Genomic DNA, 13,125 nt, shown 5'->3' on the forward strand with positions numbered 1-13,125 from the left:
ACACAGGACACCGTCTGGTGTGTCGGGCACGTTGTTGGGTCCTGAGGGAACGGCCGTGAGGTTGTTGCTTCAGAGATGCCGGCCTCATGCGAGGCGCCATGTAAGTGGTGTTGAGTTTGGGTGTCTGGTCGTTGTTTGAGAACTGCACAGTGGACGCGAGCATCTGTGGCCAAGTTTTTAAGGGCGCACGGTGGATGCCTTGGCACTAGGAACCGATGAAGGACGTGGGAGGCCACGATAGTCCCCGGGGAGCCGTCAACCAGGCTTTGATCCGGGGGTTTCCGAATGGGGAAACCCGGCAGTCGTCATGGGCTGTCACCCGCACCTGAACACATAGGGTGTGTGGAGGGAACGAGGGGAAGTGAAACATCTCAGTACCCTCAGGAAGAGAAAACAACCGTGATTCCGGGAGTAGTGGCGAGCGAAACCGGATGAGGCTAAACCGCGTTGGTGTGAGACCCGGCAGGGGTTGCCATCGTGGGGTCGTGGGAAAGTTCTTCAGTCGTCTGCCGGCGGCTGGGCGAGTCAGAAACCGTATGGATAGTCGAAGGACATGCGAAAGGTCCGGCGTAGAGGGTAAGACCCCCGTAGACGAAATCTGTGCGGCTCGCTTGAGCTTCTCCCAAGTAGCACGGGGCCCGAGAAATCCCGTGTGAATCTGGCGGGACCACCCGCTAAGCCTAAATATTCCCTAGTGACCGATAGCGGATAGTACCGTGAGGGAATGGTGAAAAGTACCGCGGGAGCGGAGTGAAATAGTACCTGAAACCGTGTGCCTACAAGCCGTGGGAGCGTCGGATGTGCAGCTTGCTGTGCATCTCGTGACTGCGTGCCTTTTGAAGAATGAGCCTGCGAGTTTGCGGTGTGTAGCGAGGTTAACCCGTGTGGGGTAGCCGTAGCGAAAGCGAGTCCGAATAGGGCGGTTGAGTTGCATGCCCAAGACCCGAAGCGGAGTGATCTAGCCATGGGCAGGTTGAAGCGGAGGTAAGACTTCGTGGAGGACCGAACCCACCAGGGTTGAAAACCTGGGGGATGACCTGTGGTTAGGGGTGAAAGGCCAATCAAACTCCGTGATAGCTGGTTCTCCCCGAAATGCATTTAGGTGCAGCGTCACGTGTTTCTTGCCGGAGGTAGAGCACTGGATAGGCGATGGGCCTCACCGGGTTACTGACCTTAGCCAAACTCCGAATGCCGGTAAGTGAGAGCGTGGCAGTGAGACTGTGGGGGATAAGCTCCATGGTCGAGAGGGAAACAGCCCAGAACACCGACTAAGGCCCCTAAGCGTGTGCTAAGTGGGAAAGGATGTGGAGTCGCAGAGACAACCAGGAGGTTGGCTTAGAAGCAGCCACCCTTGAAAGAGTGCGTAATAGCTCACTGGTCAAGTGATTCCGCGCCGACAATGTAGCGGGGCTCAAGTACACCGCCGAAGTCGTGTCATTGCAGCTATAGGGCCAACGCCTGCTGTGATGGGTAGGGGAGCGTCGTGTGCCGGGTGAAGCAGCGGAGGAATCCAGTTGTGGACGGTTCACGAGTGAGAATGCAGGCATGAGTAGCGATACAAGAGTGGGAAACTCTTGCGCCGATTGACCAAGGGTTCCTGGGTCAAGCTGATCTGCCCAGGGTAAGTCGGGACCTAAGGCGAGGCCGACAGGCGTAGTCGATGGACAACGGGTTGATATTCCCGTACCCGCTTTGAAGCGCCAACGGCGAACCTTCTGATGCTAAGATCGTGAAGCCGCCCCGGAGCCTTCGGGCAAAGGGGAGTGGTGGAGCCGTCGGACCAAGGTGGTAGTAGCTGAGCGATGGGGTGACGCAGGAAGGTAGTCCAGCCCGGGCGGTGGTTGTCCCGGGGTAAGGGTGTAGGCCGAGTGGTAGGCAAATCCGCCACTCATTAAGGCTGAGACCTGATGCCGAGCCGATTGTGGTGAAGTGGATGATCCTATGCTGTCGAGAAAAGCCTCTAGCGAGTTTCATGGCGGCCCGTACCCCAAACCGACTCAGGTGGTCAGGTAGAGAATACCGAGGCGTTCGGGTGAACTATGGTTAAGGAACTCGGCAAAATGCCCCCGTAACTTCGGGAGAAGGGGGGCCGGAACTGGTGATGGGATTTACTCCTTGAGCTGGGGCCGGCCGCAGAGACCAGCGAGAAGCGACTGTTTACTAAAAACACAGGTCCGTGCGAAGCCGTAAGGCGATGTATACGGACTGACGCCTGCCCGGTGCTGGAACGTTAAGGGGACCGGTTAGTCTAGTTTCGACTAGGCGAAGCTGAGAACTTAAGCGCCAGTAAACGGCGGTGGTAACTATAACCATCCTAAGGTAGCGAAATTCCTTGTCGGGTAAGTTCCGACCTGCACGAATGGCGTAACGACTTCTCGACTGTCTCAACCATAGGCCCGGTGAAATTGCATTACGAGTAAAGATGCTCGTTTCGCGCAGCAGGACGGAAAGACCCCGGGACCTTTACTATAGCTTGATATTGGTGTTCGGTTCGGCTTGTGTAGGATAGGTGGGAGACTTTGAAACCCAAACGCCAGTTTGGGTGGAGTCGTCGTTGAAATACCACTCTGGTCGTGCTGGATGTCTAACCTGGGTCCGTGATCCGGATCAGGGACAGTGTCTGGTGGGTAGTTTAACTGGGGCGGTTGCCTCCTAAAGAGTAACGGAGGCGCCCAAAGGTTCCCTCAGCCTGGTTGGCAATCAGGTGTTGAGTGTAAGTGCACAAGGGAGCTTGACTGTGAGACCGACGGGTCGAGCAGGGACGAAAGTCGGGACTAGTGATCCGGCGGTGGCTTGTGGAAGCGCCGTCGCTCAACGGATAAAAGGTACCCCGGGGATAACAGGCTGATCTTCCCCAAGAGTCCATATCGACGGGATGGTTTGGCACCTCGATGTCGGCTCGTCGCATCCTGGGGCTGGAGTAGGTCCCAAGGGTTGGGCTGTTCGCCCATTAAAGCGGTACGCGAGCTGGGTTTAGAACGTCGTGAGACAGTTCGGTCCCTATCCGCTGTGCGCGTAGGAGTGTTGAGAAGGGCTGTCCCTAGTACGAGAGGACCGGGACGGACGAACCTCTGGTGTGCCAGTTGTCCTGCCAAGGGCATGGCTGGTTGGCTACGTTCGGGAGGGATAACCGCTGAAAGCATCTAAGCGGGAAGCCTGCTTCGAGATGAGCACTCCCACCTCCTTGAGAGGGTAAGGCTCCCAGTAGACGACTGGGTTGATAGGCCGGATGTGGAAGCCCTGTAAGGGGTGGAGCTGACCGGTACTAATAGGCCGAGGGCTTGTCCTCAGTTGCTCGCGTCCACTGTGTTGTTCTGAAACAACGACCCCATGGTCTGGCCAGGTCATGGTGCGGTTGACAGTTTCATAGTGTTTCGGTGGTCATAGCGTGAGGGAAACGCCCGGTTACATTCCGAACCCGGAAGCTAAGCCTCACAGCGCCGATGGTACTGCAGGGGGGACCCTGTGGGAGAGTAGGACGCCGCCGAACAATCATTCAGAAGAGGCCTCCCGGCTTAGCCGGGGGGCCTTTTCGCATTTCCGGTCAGATTCCCGTCCGACCGTCCAGCGTCTCCCTGATGATGTCGGCGTGGCCGGCGTGCCGGGCGGTCTCCTCGATCATGGGGACGTGGTGAGGCCGTCGAGTTTGCGGAGCAGGGCTGTGCGCTGCTTGTCGAGGAAGCCGTTGAGGGCGTCGCGTTCGGTGTCGGTCGCGAAGGCGGGGGTGCTCATCCGAGGGCCAGTTTGAAGCCGAGGTGGGAGGCGGTGAAGCCGAGGCGTTCGTAGAAGCGGTGGGCGTCGGTGCGGGTGGCGTCGGAGGTGAGTTGGACGAGTTCGGCGCCGAGGGTGCGGGAGCGGTCGACGGCCCATTCGACGAGGGTGGTGCCGAGGCCGGTGCCGCGGGCGTCGGCGTGGACGCGGACGGCTTCGATCAGGGTGCGCGTGGAGCCTCGGCGGGAGAGGCCGGGGATGACGGTGAGTTGGAGGGTGCCGAGGACCTGGCCGGCGAGTTCGGCGACGACCAGGTGCTGGTTCGGGTCGTCGGCGATCAGGTGGTACGCGGCGAGGTAGGGGGTGAGGTCGTCGGGGGATTCGCGGGCGGCGCCGAGGGGGTCGTCGGCGAGCAGGGCCACGATGGCGGGGAGGTCGGCCTCGGTGGCCGGACGGATCGTCAGCTTGTCGGTCATGATCGTGAGGATAGGACGGATCCGGTACGGACTGTCACCGGGAGGCGGTACGGTGCGTAGCGCACGGTCACCGATCCGAGGGGGCAGCCCGATGGGTACTCAGCCCGCGCAGTCGCCGCAGCGTCAGCTCGCCCAGGTGGAGGGCGTGTTGGAGCGGATCACGTACGCCAACGAGGAGACCGGGTACACCGTGGCCCGGGTGGACACCGGGCGGGGGCAGCACGACCTGCTGACGGTGGTGGGGGCGTTGCTGGGGGCGCAGCCGGGGGAGTCGCTGCGGATGTTCGGGCGGTGGGGCTCGCACCCGCAGTACGGGCGGCAGTTCATGGTGGAGAACTACACGACGGTGCTGCCGGCCACGGTGCAGGGCATCCAGCGGTACCTGGGGTCGGGGCTGATCAAGGGGATCGGGCCGCGGTTCGCGGAGCGGATCGTGACGGCCTTCGGGGTGGAGACCCTGGAGGTGATCGAGAACGAGCCGAAGCGGCTGATCGAGGTCCCGGGGCTGGGGCCGAAGCGGACGAAGATGATCGCGGCGGCCTGGGAGGAGCAGAAGGCCATCAAGGAGGTGATGGTCTTCCTGCAGACGGTGGGGGTGTCGACCTCCCTGGCGGTGCGGATCTACAAGCAGTACGGGGACGCCTCCACCGAGGTGGTGCAGAAGGAGCCGTACCGGCTGGCCTCGGACGTGTGGGGCATCGGCTTCCTGACGGCGGACCGGATCGCGCAGGCGGTGGGGATCCCGCACGACAGTCCGGAGCGGGTGAAGGCGGGGCTGCAGTACGCGCTCTCGCAGAGCAGTGACCAGGGGCACTGCTACCTGCCCGAGGAGCGGTTGATCGCGGACGGGGTGAAGCTGCTGCAGGTGGACGTCGGTCTGGTGATCGACTGCCTGGCCGAGTTGGTGGCGGCGGAGGGGGTGGTGCGGGAGCAGGTGCCGGGGGAGGCGGGGGAGCCGGTGACGGCGGTGTACCTGGTGCCGTTCCACCGGGCCGAGGTGTCGCTGGCGAACCAGTTGCGGCGGCTGCTGACGGCTGACGTCGACCGTCTGCAGGCCTTCCAGGGGGTGGACTGGGAGGCGGCCCTGGGGTGGCTGGCGCAGCGGACGGGGGCCGAGCTGGCGCCGGAGCAGCGCGAGTCGGTGAAGCTGGCGCTGACCGAGCGGGTGGCGGTGCTGACGGGTGGGCCGGGGTGCGGTAAGTCGTTCACGGTGCGCTCGATCGTGATGCTGGCGTTGGCGAAGCGGGCCAAGGTGGTGCTGGCGGCGCCGACGGGGCGGGCGGCGAAGCGGCTGGCGGAGCTGACGGGGGCCGAGGCGTCCACGGTGCACCGGCTGCTGGAGCTGAGGCCGGGCGGGGACGCGGCGTACGACCGCGACCGGCCGTTGGACGCCGACCTGGTGGTGGTGGACGAGGCCTCGATGCTGGACCTGATCCTGGCGAACAAGCTGGTGAAGGCGGTGGCCCCCGGGGCGCACCTGTTGCTGGTGGGGGACGTGGACCAGCTGCCCTCGGTCGGGGCGGGGGAGGTGCTGCGGGACATGCTGGCGCCGGAGAGCCCGGTGCCCTCGGTGCGGTTGACCAGGATCTTCCGGCAGGCCCAGCAGTCGGGTGTGGTGACCAACGCGCACCGGATCAACGAGGGGTTGCCGCCGATCACCGACGGGCTGCCGGACTTCTTCCTGTTCGCGGAGGAGGACACCGAGGCGGCGGCCGGGTTGACGGTGGACGTGGTGGCCCGGCGGATCCCCCAGCGGTTCGGTCTGGACGCCCGGCGGGACGTCCAGGTGCTGGCGCCGATGCACCGGGGCCCGGCCGGCGCGGGGGCGCTGAACACGCTCCTCCAGGCGGCGGTCACTCCGGCGCGCGAGGGTCTGCCGGAGCGCCGGTTCGGCGGGCGGACCTTCCGCGTAGGTGACAAGGTCACCCAGATTCGCAACAACTACGAGAAGGGCCGGAACGGGGTCTTCAACGGCACGGTGGGGGTGGTGACGGACCTCAACGTGGAGGAGCAGCGGCTGACGGTGCGCACGGACGAGGACGAGGAGGTGCCGTACGAGTTCTCGGAGCTCGACGAGCTGTCCCACGCCTACGCTGTGACGATCCACCGTTCGCAGGGGAGCGAGTACCCGGCGGTGGTGATTCCGGTCACCACCTCGGCGTGGACGATGCTCCAGCGGAACCTGCTCTACACCGCCGTGACGCGTGCGAAGAAACTGGTGGTGCTGGTCGGATCACGCAGAGCGATAGCCCAGGCGGTCCGGGCCGTCAGCGCAGGTCGCAGGCACTCCGCGCTGGACCACCGGCTGGCGGTCGGCTGATCAGCGGGGCCGCTCCGACCTGATGGGTTGTCTTGACGTGAAGAGATTTACGGCGGAACCTAGTCTGTGCCGATCTTGTCCGGTTCATACCGGGTGGGGCGACAGCTTTTGTAGGTGCAGGGCCTTTCCGGCCCACCCCGGGTGCACGGTGATCGGCCCGATGGTGGATCGTAGAGTCAGTCAGGGCACCTTGGATGAGGATTCATTTCGTCGGTGAGGAAGACGTGAGCGACAACTCGGTAGTACTGCGGTACCAGGACGGCGAGTACGAGTACCCCGTCGTCGAGAGCACTGCGGGCAACGCCGGCTTCGACATCTCGAAGCTGCTCCCGCAGACCGGCCTGGTCACCCTGGACAACGGCTTCGGCAACACCGCCGCCTACAAGTCCGCGATCACCTTCGTGGACGGCGACAACGGCATCCTGCGCTACCGCGGCTACCCGATCGAGCAGCTGGCCGAGCAGGGCAGCTTCATCGAGACCGCGTACCTGCTGATCAACGGTGAGCTGCCGACCACCGAGCAGCTGGCGGAGTTCAGCAACGAGATCACCCAGCACACCCTGCTGCACGAGGACGTCAAGCGCTTCTACCAGGGCTTCCCGCGGGACGCCCACCCGATGGCGATGCTGTCGTCGGTGGTCGGCGCGCTGTCCACCTTCTACCAGGACAGCCACAACCCGTTCGACGCCGGCCAGCGCCACCTGTCGACGGTCCGGCTGCTCGCCAAGCTCCCGACCATCGCCGCGTACGCGTACAAGAAGTCGGTCGGCCAGCCGTTCGTCTACCCGCGCAACGACCTGAGCTACGTCGAGAACTTCCTCCGGATGACCTTCGCGGTCCCCGCCGAGGACTACGAGATCAACCCGGTCATCGTCAACGCGCTGGACAAGCTGCTGATCCTGCACGCGGACCACGAGCAGAACTGCTCGACCTCCACGGTCCGCCTGGTGGGCTCCAGCCACGCCAACCAGTTCGCCTCCATCTCGGCGGGCATCTCGGCCCTCTGGGGCCCGCTGCACGGCGGCGCCAACCAGGCGGTGCTGGAGATGCTGGAGGAGATCCAGAAGACCGGCGGCGACGTCGACACCTTCATCCGCAAGGTGAAGAACCGCGAGGACGGCGTGAAGCTCATGGGCTTCGGTCACCGCGTGTACAAGGCGTTCGACCCGCGTGCCGCCCAGGTCAAGATCCTGGCGCACGAGGTGCTCGGCCAGCTCGGCAAGTCCGACGAGCTGCTGGAGATCGCGCTCAAGCTGGAGGAGCACGCGCTCAAGGACGACTTCTTCGTCTCGCGCAAGCTCTACCCGAACGTGGACTTCTACACCGGCCTGATCTACCGCGCCATGGGCTTCCCGACCAGCATGTTCACCGTGCTGTTCGCCCTCGGCCGGCTTCCGGGCTGGATCGCCCACTGGCACGAGATGATCAACGACCCGGGCAGCCGCATCGGCCGTCCGCGTCAGATCTACACCGGCGTGGAGATCCGCGACTACGTGAAGCTCGAGGGTCGCTGACCCGGGAGGTCCTCACGGGCGCCCCACTGACGCGGAAGGGCCCGGCTGCCACTGGCAGCCGGGCCCTTCCGCGTTCCCGCGGCGCACGACGCCCGGGGGCGGTCCTGGTGGGCCCGGAACGGCCGCTCAAAGCGTTCCGAGCCCGTTACCGCTCCCCGGCGTCGTGCGCGAGGCCGCCGAAACGGTTCGGCAGCCGTACCGGGGCCCGCCGGAGCCCCGTCCCGACGGCCGGAGCCGTCGTACTACAAAGGTAAGACGTGTCCGGGGTCGCAAAGTTACGGGGAGGGGGTGTGAGTTGGCTCTCTCCACGCTCCGTGCATGACCGGGTGCATGGCCGGTACACGGCACATACCACACCATCTCAGACGGGCTACGTCACCCTCCCCACAGTCGCCGCAACCGAGCGTGATAGGAATCGACCCATTCCGGGACGGACCGCCGCGCCCTCAGCTGCGGTGGCCGGAGCAGGGAGGGAGTGCGCAGATGGCCAGGAACGTCGTCGTCACGGGCGGTGGCACCGGCATCGGGTACGAGGTGGCCCGCCGTTTCGCCGAGGCCGGCGAGCGGGTCGTGATCGTCGGCCGCCGCCGGGAGGTCCTGGAGAGAGCCGCCTCCGACCTCGGCCCGAACGTCTCCCCGCTGGTCTGCGACCTGGCCGACCCGGACGCGGTGGAGCACGCGCTGGACGCGCTGCCGGCCCAGGTGGACGTGCTGGTGAACAACGCCGGCAGCCGGGAGACCGTGATCGGCGGCGGCCCGCACGCGCTGCTGGCCCGCTGGCGCGGGGACTTCGAGCGGAACGTGCTCACCGTGGTGCTGCTCACCGAGTCGCTCCGCGACCGGTTCACCCAGGGCAGCGGGCGGGTGGTGACGGTCAGTTCGATCGCCGCCCTGCGCGGGGCCGGCTCGTACGGGGCCGCCAAGGCCTCCCTGCACGCCTGGAACCACTTCCTGGCCGCCCAGCTCGGCACCTCCGGCATCACGGCCAACATCGTGGCCCCGGGCACCGTCTCGGGCACCGAGTTCTTCGGCCCCCGCCTCGACGAGGCGGAGGTCTCCCGCCGGGCGGCCCGCACCCTGCTGGGGCGGATCGGCGAGTCCGGCGAGGTCGCGGCGGCGGTCTACTTCCTGGCCTCCCGGGAGGCGGGCTTCATCACCGGCGAGATCCTGCACTGCAACGGCGGGGAGCTGCTCGGCCGCTGAGACGCCGTCAGGGCCCGGGACGGTCTGTCCGTCCCGGGCCCTGACGCTGCGTCGGCTCCCGGTCAGCGGGCCGCGTCGAAGCGGCGCAGGCGCAGGCTGTTGGTGACCACGAAGACCGAGGAGAAGGCCATGGTGGCCCCGGCGACCACCGGGTTGAGCAGTCCGGCGGCGGCCAGTGGGATGGCGGCGACGTTGTAGGCGAAGGCCCAGAAGAGGTTGCCCTTGATGGTGGCGAGGGTGCGGCGGGAGAGCCGGATGGCGTCGGCGGCGGAGCGCAGGTCGCCGCGGACGAGGGTGAGGTCGCCGGCTTCGATGGCGGCGTCGGTGCCGGTGCCCATGGCGAGGCCGAGGTCGGCCTGGGCGAGGGCGGCGGCGTCGTTGACCCCGTCGCCGACCATGGCGACCGAGCGGCCCTCCTCCTGCAGCCTGCGCACGGCGGCGACCTTGTCCTCGGGGAGGACCTCGGCGATGACGTCGGCGGCGTCGATGCCGACCTCGGCGGCGACGGCCTTGGCGGCCGCGGCGTTGTCGCCAGTCAGCAGGACCGGGCGCAGGCCGAGGGCGCGCAGGCGGGTGATGGCCTCGGCGCTGGTGGGCTTGACCGCGTCGGCGACCACCAGGACCGCCCGCGCCTGGCCGTCCCAGCCGACCGCGATCGCGGTCTGCCCGGCGGCCTCGGCGGCGCTCTTGGCGTCGGCCAGGGCGGGCGGCAGGTGCTGGGCCCAGTCGGCCAGTAGGGCCTCCCGGCCGGCGACCACGGCGTGGCCCTCGACGATGCCCTGCACGCCGCGGCCGGGCAGGTTCTCGAAGCCTTCGACGGGGGGCAGGGTGCCGAGGCGGTCGGTGGCGGCGGCCGCGACGGCGGCGGCGATCGGGTGCTCGGAGGCGTGCTCCAGGGCCCCGGCCAGGCGCAGGGTCTCGGTCTCCGACACGCCGTCAGCGGTGTGGACGGCGAGCAGGGTCATCTTGCCGGTGGTCACGGTGCCGGTCTTGTCCAGCACGATGGTGTCGACCTTGCGGGTGGTCTCCAGCACCTCGGGGCCCTTGATGAGGATCCCGAGCTGGGCGCCGCGTCCGGTGCCGACCATCAGGGCGGTCGGGGTGGCCAGGCCGAGGGCGCAGGGGCAGGCGATGATCAGCACGGCGACCGCGGCGGTGAAGGCCTCGGTGGGGCTGTCGCTGACGAGCAGCCAGGTGACCATGGTGGCCAGGGCGAGCAGGATGACCACCGGCACGAAGACGGCGGAGATGCGGTCGGCCAGGCGCTGGGCGGCGGCCTTGCCGTTCTGGGCGTCCTCCACCAGCTTGGCCATCCGGGCCAGTTGGGTGTCGGCGCCGACCCGGGTGGCCTCGATCACCAGGCGGCCACCGGCGTTGACGGTCGCTCCGGTGACGGCGTCCCCGACGCCGACCTCCACCGGCACGGACTCGCCGGTGAGCATCGAGGCGTCCACCGCGGAGGTGCCCTCGACCACGGTGCCGTCGGTGGCGATCTTCTCGCCGGGGCGGACCACGAAGCGCGTGCCGACGGTCAGTTGACCGACCGGCAGCCGGACCTCGCGGCCGTCCTGGAGCACCGCGACGTCCTTGGCGCCGAGGTCGAGCAGGGCGTGCAGGGCGGCTCCGGCGCGGCGCTTGGAGCGGGCCTCCAGCCAGCGGCCGAGCAGGATCAGCACGGTGACCCCGGCGGCGGTCTCCAGGTAGAGGGTGGAGGAGGCGTCGGCGCCGCCGACCGCGAGGGAGAACTCGTGCCGCATGCCGGGCATGCCCGCGTGGCCCCAGAACAGTGCCCAGACCGACCAGCCGAAGGCGGCCAGGGTGCCGAGCGAGACCAGGGTGTCCATGGTCGCGGCGCCGTGCTTGAGGTTGGTCCAGGCGGCCTTGTGGAAGGGCCAGCCGCCGTGGAAGACCACCGGGCCGGTGAGGGCGAAGGCGAGCCACTGCCAGTTGTCGAACTGCAGTGCCGGGATCATGGACAGCAGCACCACCGGCACGGTGAGCAGGGTGCTGACCGCCAGCCGGTCGCGCAGGGGGTCGGGCGCCTTCGCGGGCTCGGTGGTGGCGGGGGCGGCCTCGGTGACCGGCGGGGCGGGCAGCTCGGCGGTGTAGCCGGTGCGCTCCACGGTGGCGATCAGGTCGGCGACGCTCACCTCGGGGCCGAAGTCGACCCGGGCCTTCTCGGTGGCGTAGTTGACGATGGCCTGGACGCCGTCCATCCGGTTGAGCTTCTTCTCGACCCGGGCCGCGCAGGAGGCGCAGGTCATCCCGCCGATGGCGAGTTCCACCCGGTCGTGGACGGCGTCGGGCTCTATGCCCGGTGCGGTGGTGCTCATCGCTGGCTGCTCTCCTCGGGTCGTGCCCCGGGGGCCGGCGGGCGGCCCCCGGAGGGGGTGGGGGCTCAGGCGGTGCGGCCGACCAGCTCGTACCCGGCCTCGTCCACGGCGGCGCGCAGCTGCTCCTCGTCGACCGGGGAGGCGGAGGAGACCGTGACGGTGCCGGTCTTGGCGTCGGCCAGGACGTCGAGGACGCCGGGCAGGGCGGAGACCTCCTCGTGGACGGACTTCTCGCAGTGGCCGCAGGTCATGCCGGAGACGGAGTAGGTGACGGTGCTGGACATGGGTGCCTCCGATGGGCTTCCGCAGGGGCTGGGTTCGACTCTGATAACACCATACCCCCAGGGGGTATTCCCCGCATCGGATGGCGATCAGTGCGCGGTGTTGCGGTCGTCACGTCGCCCGCCGAGAGTAACCGGACGGACACACTGGGTGCGCGACCGTCCGCAGGGCCGCGCCCCGGGGACGCCGAACGGGCGGTACCCGGAGTATCCCGGGGCCGCCCGTCGGTGGGTGCGTGGTGTGTCAGGTGACCTGCGGTTCGTCAGGTGACCTGGTGTTCGTCAGGTGATCGGAGGTGTGTCAGGTCACCGGGGTCGCCGGGGCCGGCGCCGTCCGGCTCTGCCGGACCAGTGAGCGCAGCCAGCCCAGGCCTCCCAGGGAGATCAGGATCAGCCCTAGGGCGTTGTAGAGGGTGTAGAGGTGCACCTGCTGCTCGGTCGGGGTGGGCATGTAGCCCAGCTCGAACAGCGAGCGCTGGAAGTCGCTGGTGGTGGTCCGGGCGACCAGCCAGACCGCGATGCCGCTCATGCTGTCCCAGAGGGCGTGCAGCAGCGAGACGCCGAGGTAGGTCGCCAGCACCGGGCCGTTGAGCCGGAAGTGCAGGCCGCGCCGCTCGCGGAAGAGCACGCCGCCCATGATCCCGGTCCACAGGATGTGGCCGACCGGGGCCAGGATGCCGCGCAGGATCTCGGTCTCCACCAGGTCCTTGAGCGAGAGCCCCTGGATGGTGAGCACCGCGTTGAAGGCGTAGCCGGCGCTCTCGAAGGCCGCGAAGCCGGCGCCCACCGTGGCGCCCAGCACCAGGCCGTGGCGCAGGCCGCTGACCGGGATCCGGCGGGCGACCAGGATCAGGGCGCCGAGCTTCACGGCCTCCTCGATCAGGCCCACGCCCAGGTACATCCAGACCGAGGGGGAGAGCAGGTAGGTCTCCAGCACCGAGGCGCCCAGCACGCCGATGATGCCGCCGACGCCGAAGCAGGCCGCGATCCGCTCCAGGCCGACGTCGTCGGCGTAGCGCTCGTACGCCCAGACCACGAAGGTCGCCGGGACCAGGAAGCTGCCGAGCAGGACGATGGTCGGCACCAGGTTGCTGTTGTCGGTGAAGAACGTGACCACCACCGTGGCCACCCAGAGCGCCAGGCCGGTCAGGAAGAGCTTCAGCCAGTACGTCGGTTTCGGTGGGGCGGCCGTGCGCGTGCGGACGTGGTCGGACATCGGCGAAGACCCTTCCCTCGGTGAGTGGGGTGAGTGGGCGTCACGTTGTCCGTACGGTATGACAAAAGGGT

At 67.3% G+C, this 13,125-nt stretch carries 7 protein-coding genes, 2 rRNA genes and 1 pseudogene; 5 read left to right on the top strand and 5 right to left on the bottom strand.

Annotated elements, in window-relative coordinates:
* Positions 1–167 precede the first annotated feature (167 nt).
* Both ABD946_RS29195 and rrf read left to right on the top strand, forming a co-directional pair.
* A 23S ribosomal RNA gene (locus tag ABD946_RS29195) occupies positions 168–3,289 on the top strand.
* An 84-nt stretch (positions 3,290–3,373) separates the two neighbouring features.
* Positions 3,374–3,490 (top strand): 5S ribosomal RNA (gene rrf / locus ABD946_RS29200).
* Positions 3,491–3,544: 54 nt separating this feature from the next.
* Here the strand turns inward: rrf and ABD946_RS29205 are convergent.
* Positions 3,545–3,634 (bottom strand): annotated as a pseudogene (locus ABD946_RS29205) (mycothiol transferase); the annotation flags it as partial.
* Positions 3,635–3,728: 94 nt separating this feature from the next.
* Positions 3,729–4,187 carry a GNAT family N-acetyltransferase gene (locus ABD946_RS29210; RefSeq protein WP_345288524.1) on the bottom strand — a complete coding sequence of 153 codons (459 nt, stop codon included), beginning with the start codon at positions 4,185–4,187 and terminating at the stop codon, positions 3,729–3,731.
* Between the two features lie 91 nt (positions 4,188–4,278).
* Between ABD946_RS29210 and recD2 the strand changes: the two genes are divergently transcribed.
* From recD2 to ABD946_RS29225, 3 genes are all read left to right on the top strand, one after another.
* The gene (gene recD2, locus ABD946_RS29215; protein WP_345288526.1) at positions 4,279–6,507 is read left to right on the top strand and encodes an SF1B family DNA helicase RecD2; all 2,229 of its coding nucleotides are present in this window, start codon (positions 4,279–4,281) and stop codon (positions 6,505–6,507) included.
* A gap of 224 nt (positions 6,508–6,731) precedes the next feature.
* Positions 6,732–8,021, top strand: a complete 1,290-nt coding sequence (locus ABD946_RS29220; protein ID WP_345288528.1) for a citrate synthase — start codon at positions 6,732–6,734, stop codon at positions 8,019–8,021.
* A gap of 483 nt (positions 8,022–8,504) precedes the next feature.
* Complete coding sequence (locus ABD946_RS29225) at positions 8,505–9,224, top strand: SDR family NAD(P)-dependent oxidoreductase (RefSeq protein WP_345288530.1); 720 nt, start codon at positions 8,505–8,507, stop codon at positions 9,222–9,224.
* Positions 9,225–9,286: 62 nt separating this feature from the next.
* On the opposite strand, the gene ABD946_RS29230 is transcribed toward ABD946_RS29225, so the two are convergent.
* The 3 genes from ABD946_RS29230 to ABD946_RS29240 all read right to left on the bottom strand — a co-directional run bounded on the left by ABD946_RS29230 (position 9,287) and on the right by ABD946_RS29240 (position 13,054).
* Entirely contained in the window at positions 9,287–11,557 is a 2,271-nt protein-coding gene (locus tag ABD946_RS29230; RefSeq protein ID WP_345288532.1) for a heavy metal translocating P-type ATPase, read from the bottom strand.
* Positions 11,558–11,622: 65 nt separating this feature from the next.
* Positions 11,623–11,841 carry a heavy-metal-associated domain-containing protein gene (locus ABD946_RS29235; protein WP_345288534.1) on the bottom strand — a complete coding sequence of 73 codons (219 nt, stop codon included), beginning with the start codon at positions 11,839–11,841 and terminating at the stop codon, positions 11,623–11,625.
* A 298-nt stretch (positions 11,842–12,139) separates the two neighbouring features.
* Positions 12,140–13,054 carry a PrsW family intramembrane metalloprotease gene (locus ABD946_RS29240; RefSeq protein WP_345288535.1) on the bottom strand — a complete coding sequence of 305 codons (915 nt, stop codon included), beginning with the start codon at positions 13,052–13,054 and terminating at the stop codon, positions 12,140–12,142.
* Positions 13,055–13,125: the final 71 nt, after the last annotated feature.

The organism is Kitasatospora albolonga (assembly GCF_039535905.1).
GTDB lineage: Bacteria > Actinomycetota > Actinomycetes > Streptomycetales > Streptomycetaceae > Kitasatospora > Kitasatospora albolonga.

What these genes read in the sequence shown, in the direction of transcription:
- ABD946_RS29210 (WP_345288524.1), bottom strand. Translation starts at nt 4,187, where the DNA reads ATGACCGACAAGCTGACGATCCGTCCGGCCACCGAGGCCGACCTCCCC.
- recD2 (WP_345288526.1), top strand. Translation starts at nt 4,279, where the DNA reads ATGGGTACTCAGCCCGCGCAGTCGCCGCAGCGTCAGCTCGCCCAGGTG.
- ABD946_RS29225 (WP_345288530.1), top strand. Translation starts at nt 8,505, where the DNA reads ATGGCCAGGAACGTCGTCGTCACGGGCGGTGGCACCGGCATCGGGTAC.
- ABD946_RS29230 (WP_345288532.1), bottom strand. Translation starts at nt 11,557, where the DNA reads ATGAGCACCACCGCACCGGGCATAGAGCCCGACGCCGTCCACGACCGG.
- ABD946_RS29235 (WP_345288534.1), bottom strand. Translation starts at nt 11,841, where the DNA reads ATGTCCAGCACCGTCACCTACTCCGTCTCCGGCATGACCTGCGGCCAC.
- ABD946_RS29240 (WP_345288535.1), bottom strand. Translation starts at nt 13,054, where the DNA reads ATGTCCGACCACGTCCGCACGCGCACGGCCGCCCCACCGAAACCGACG.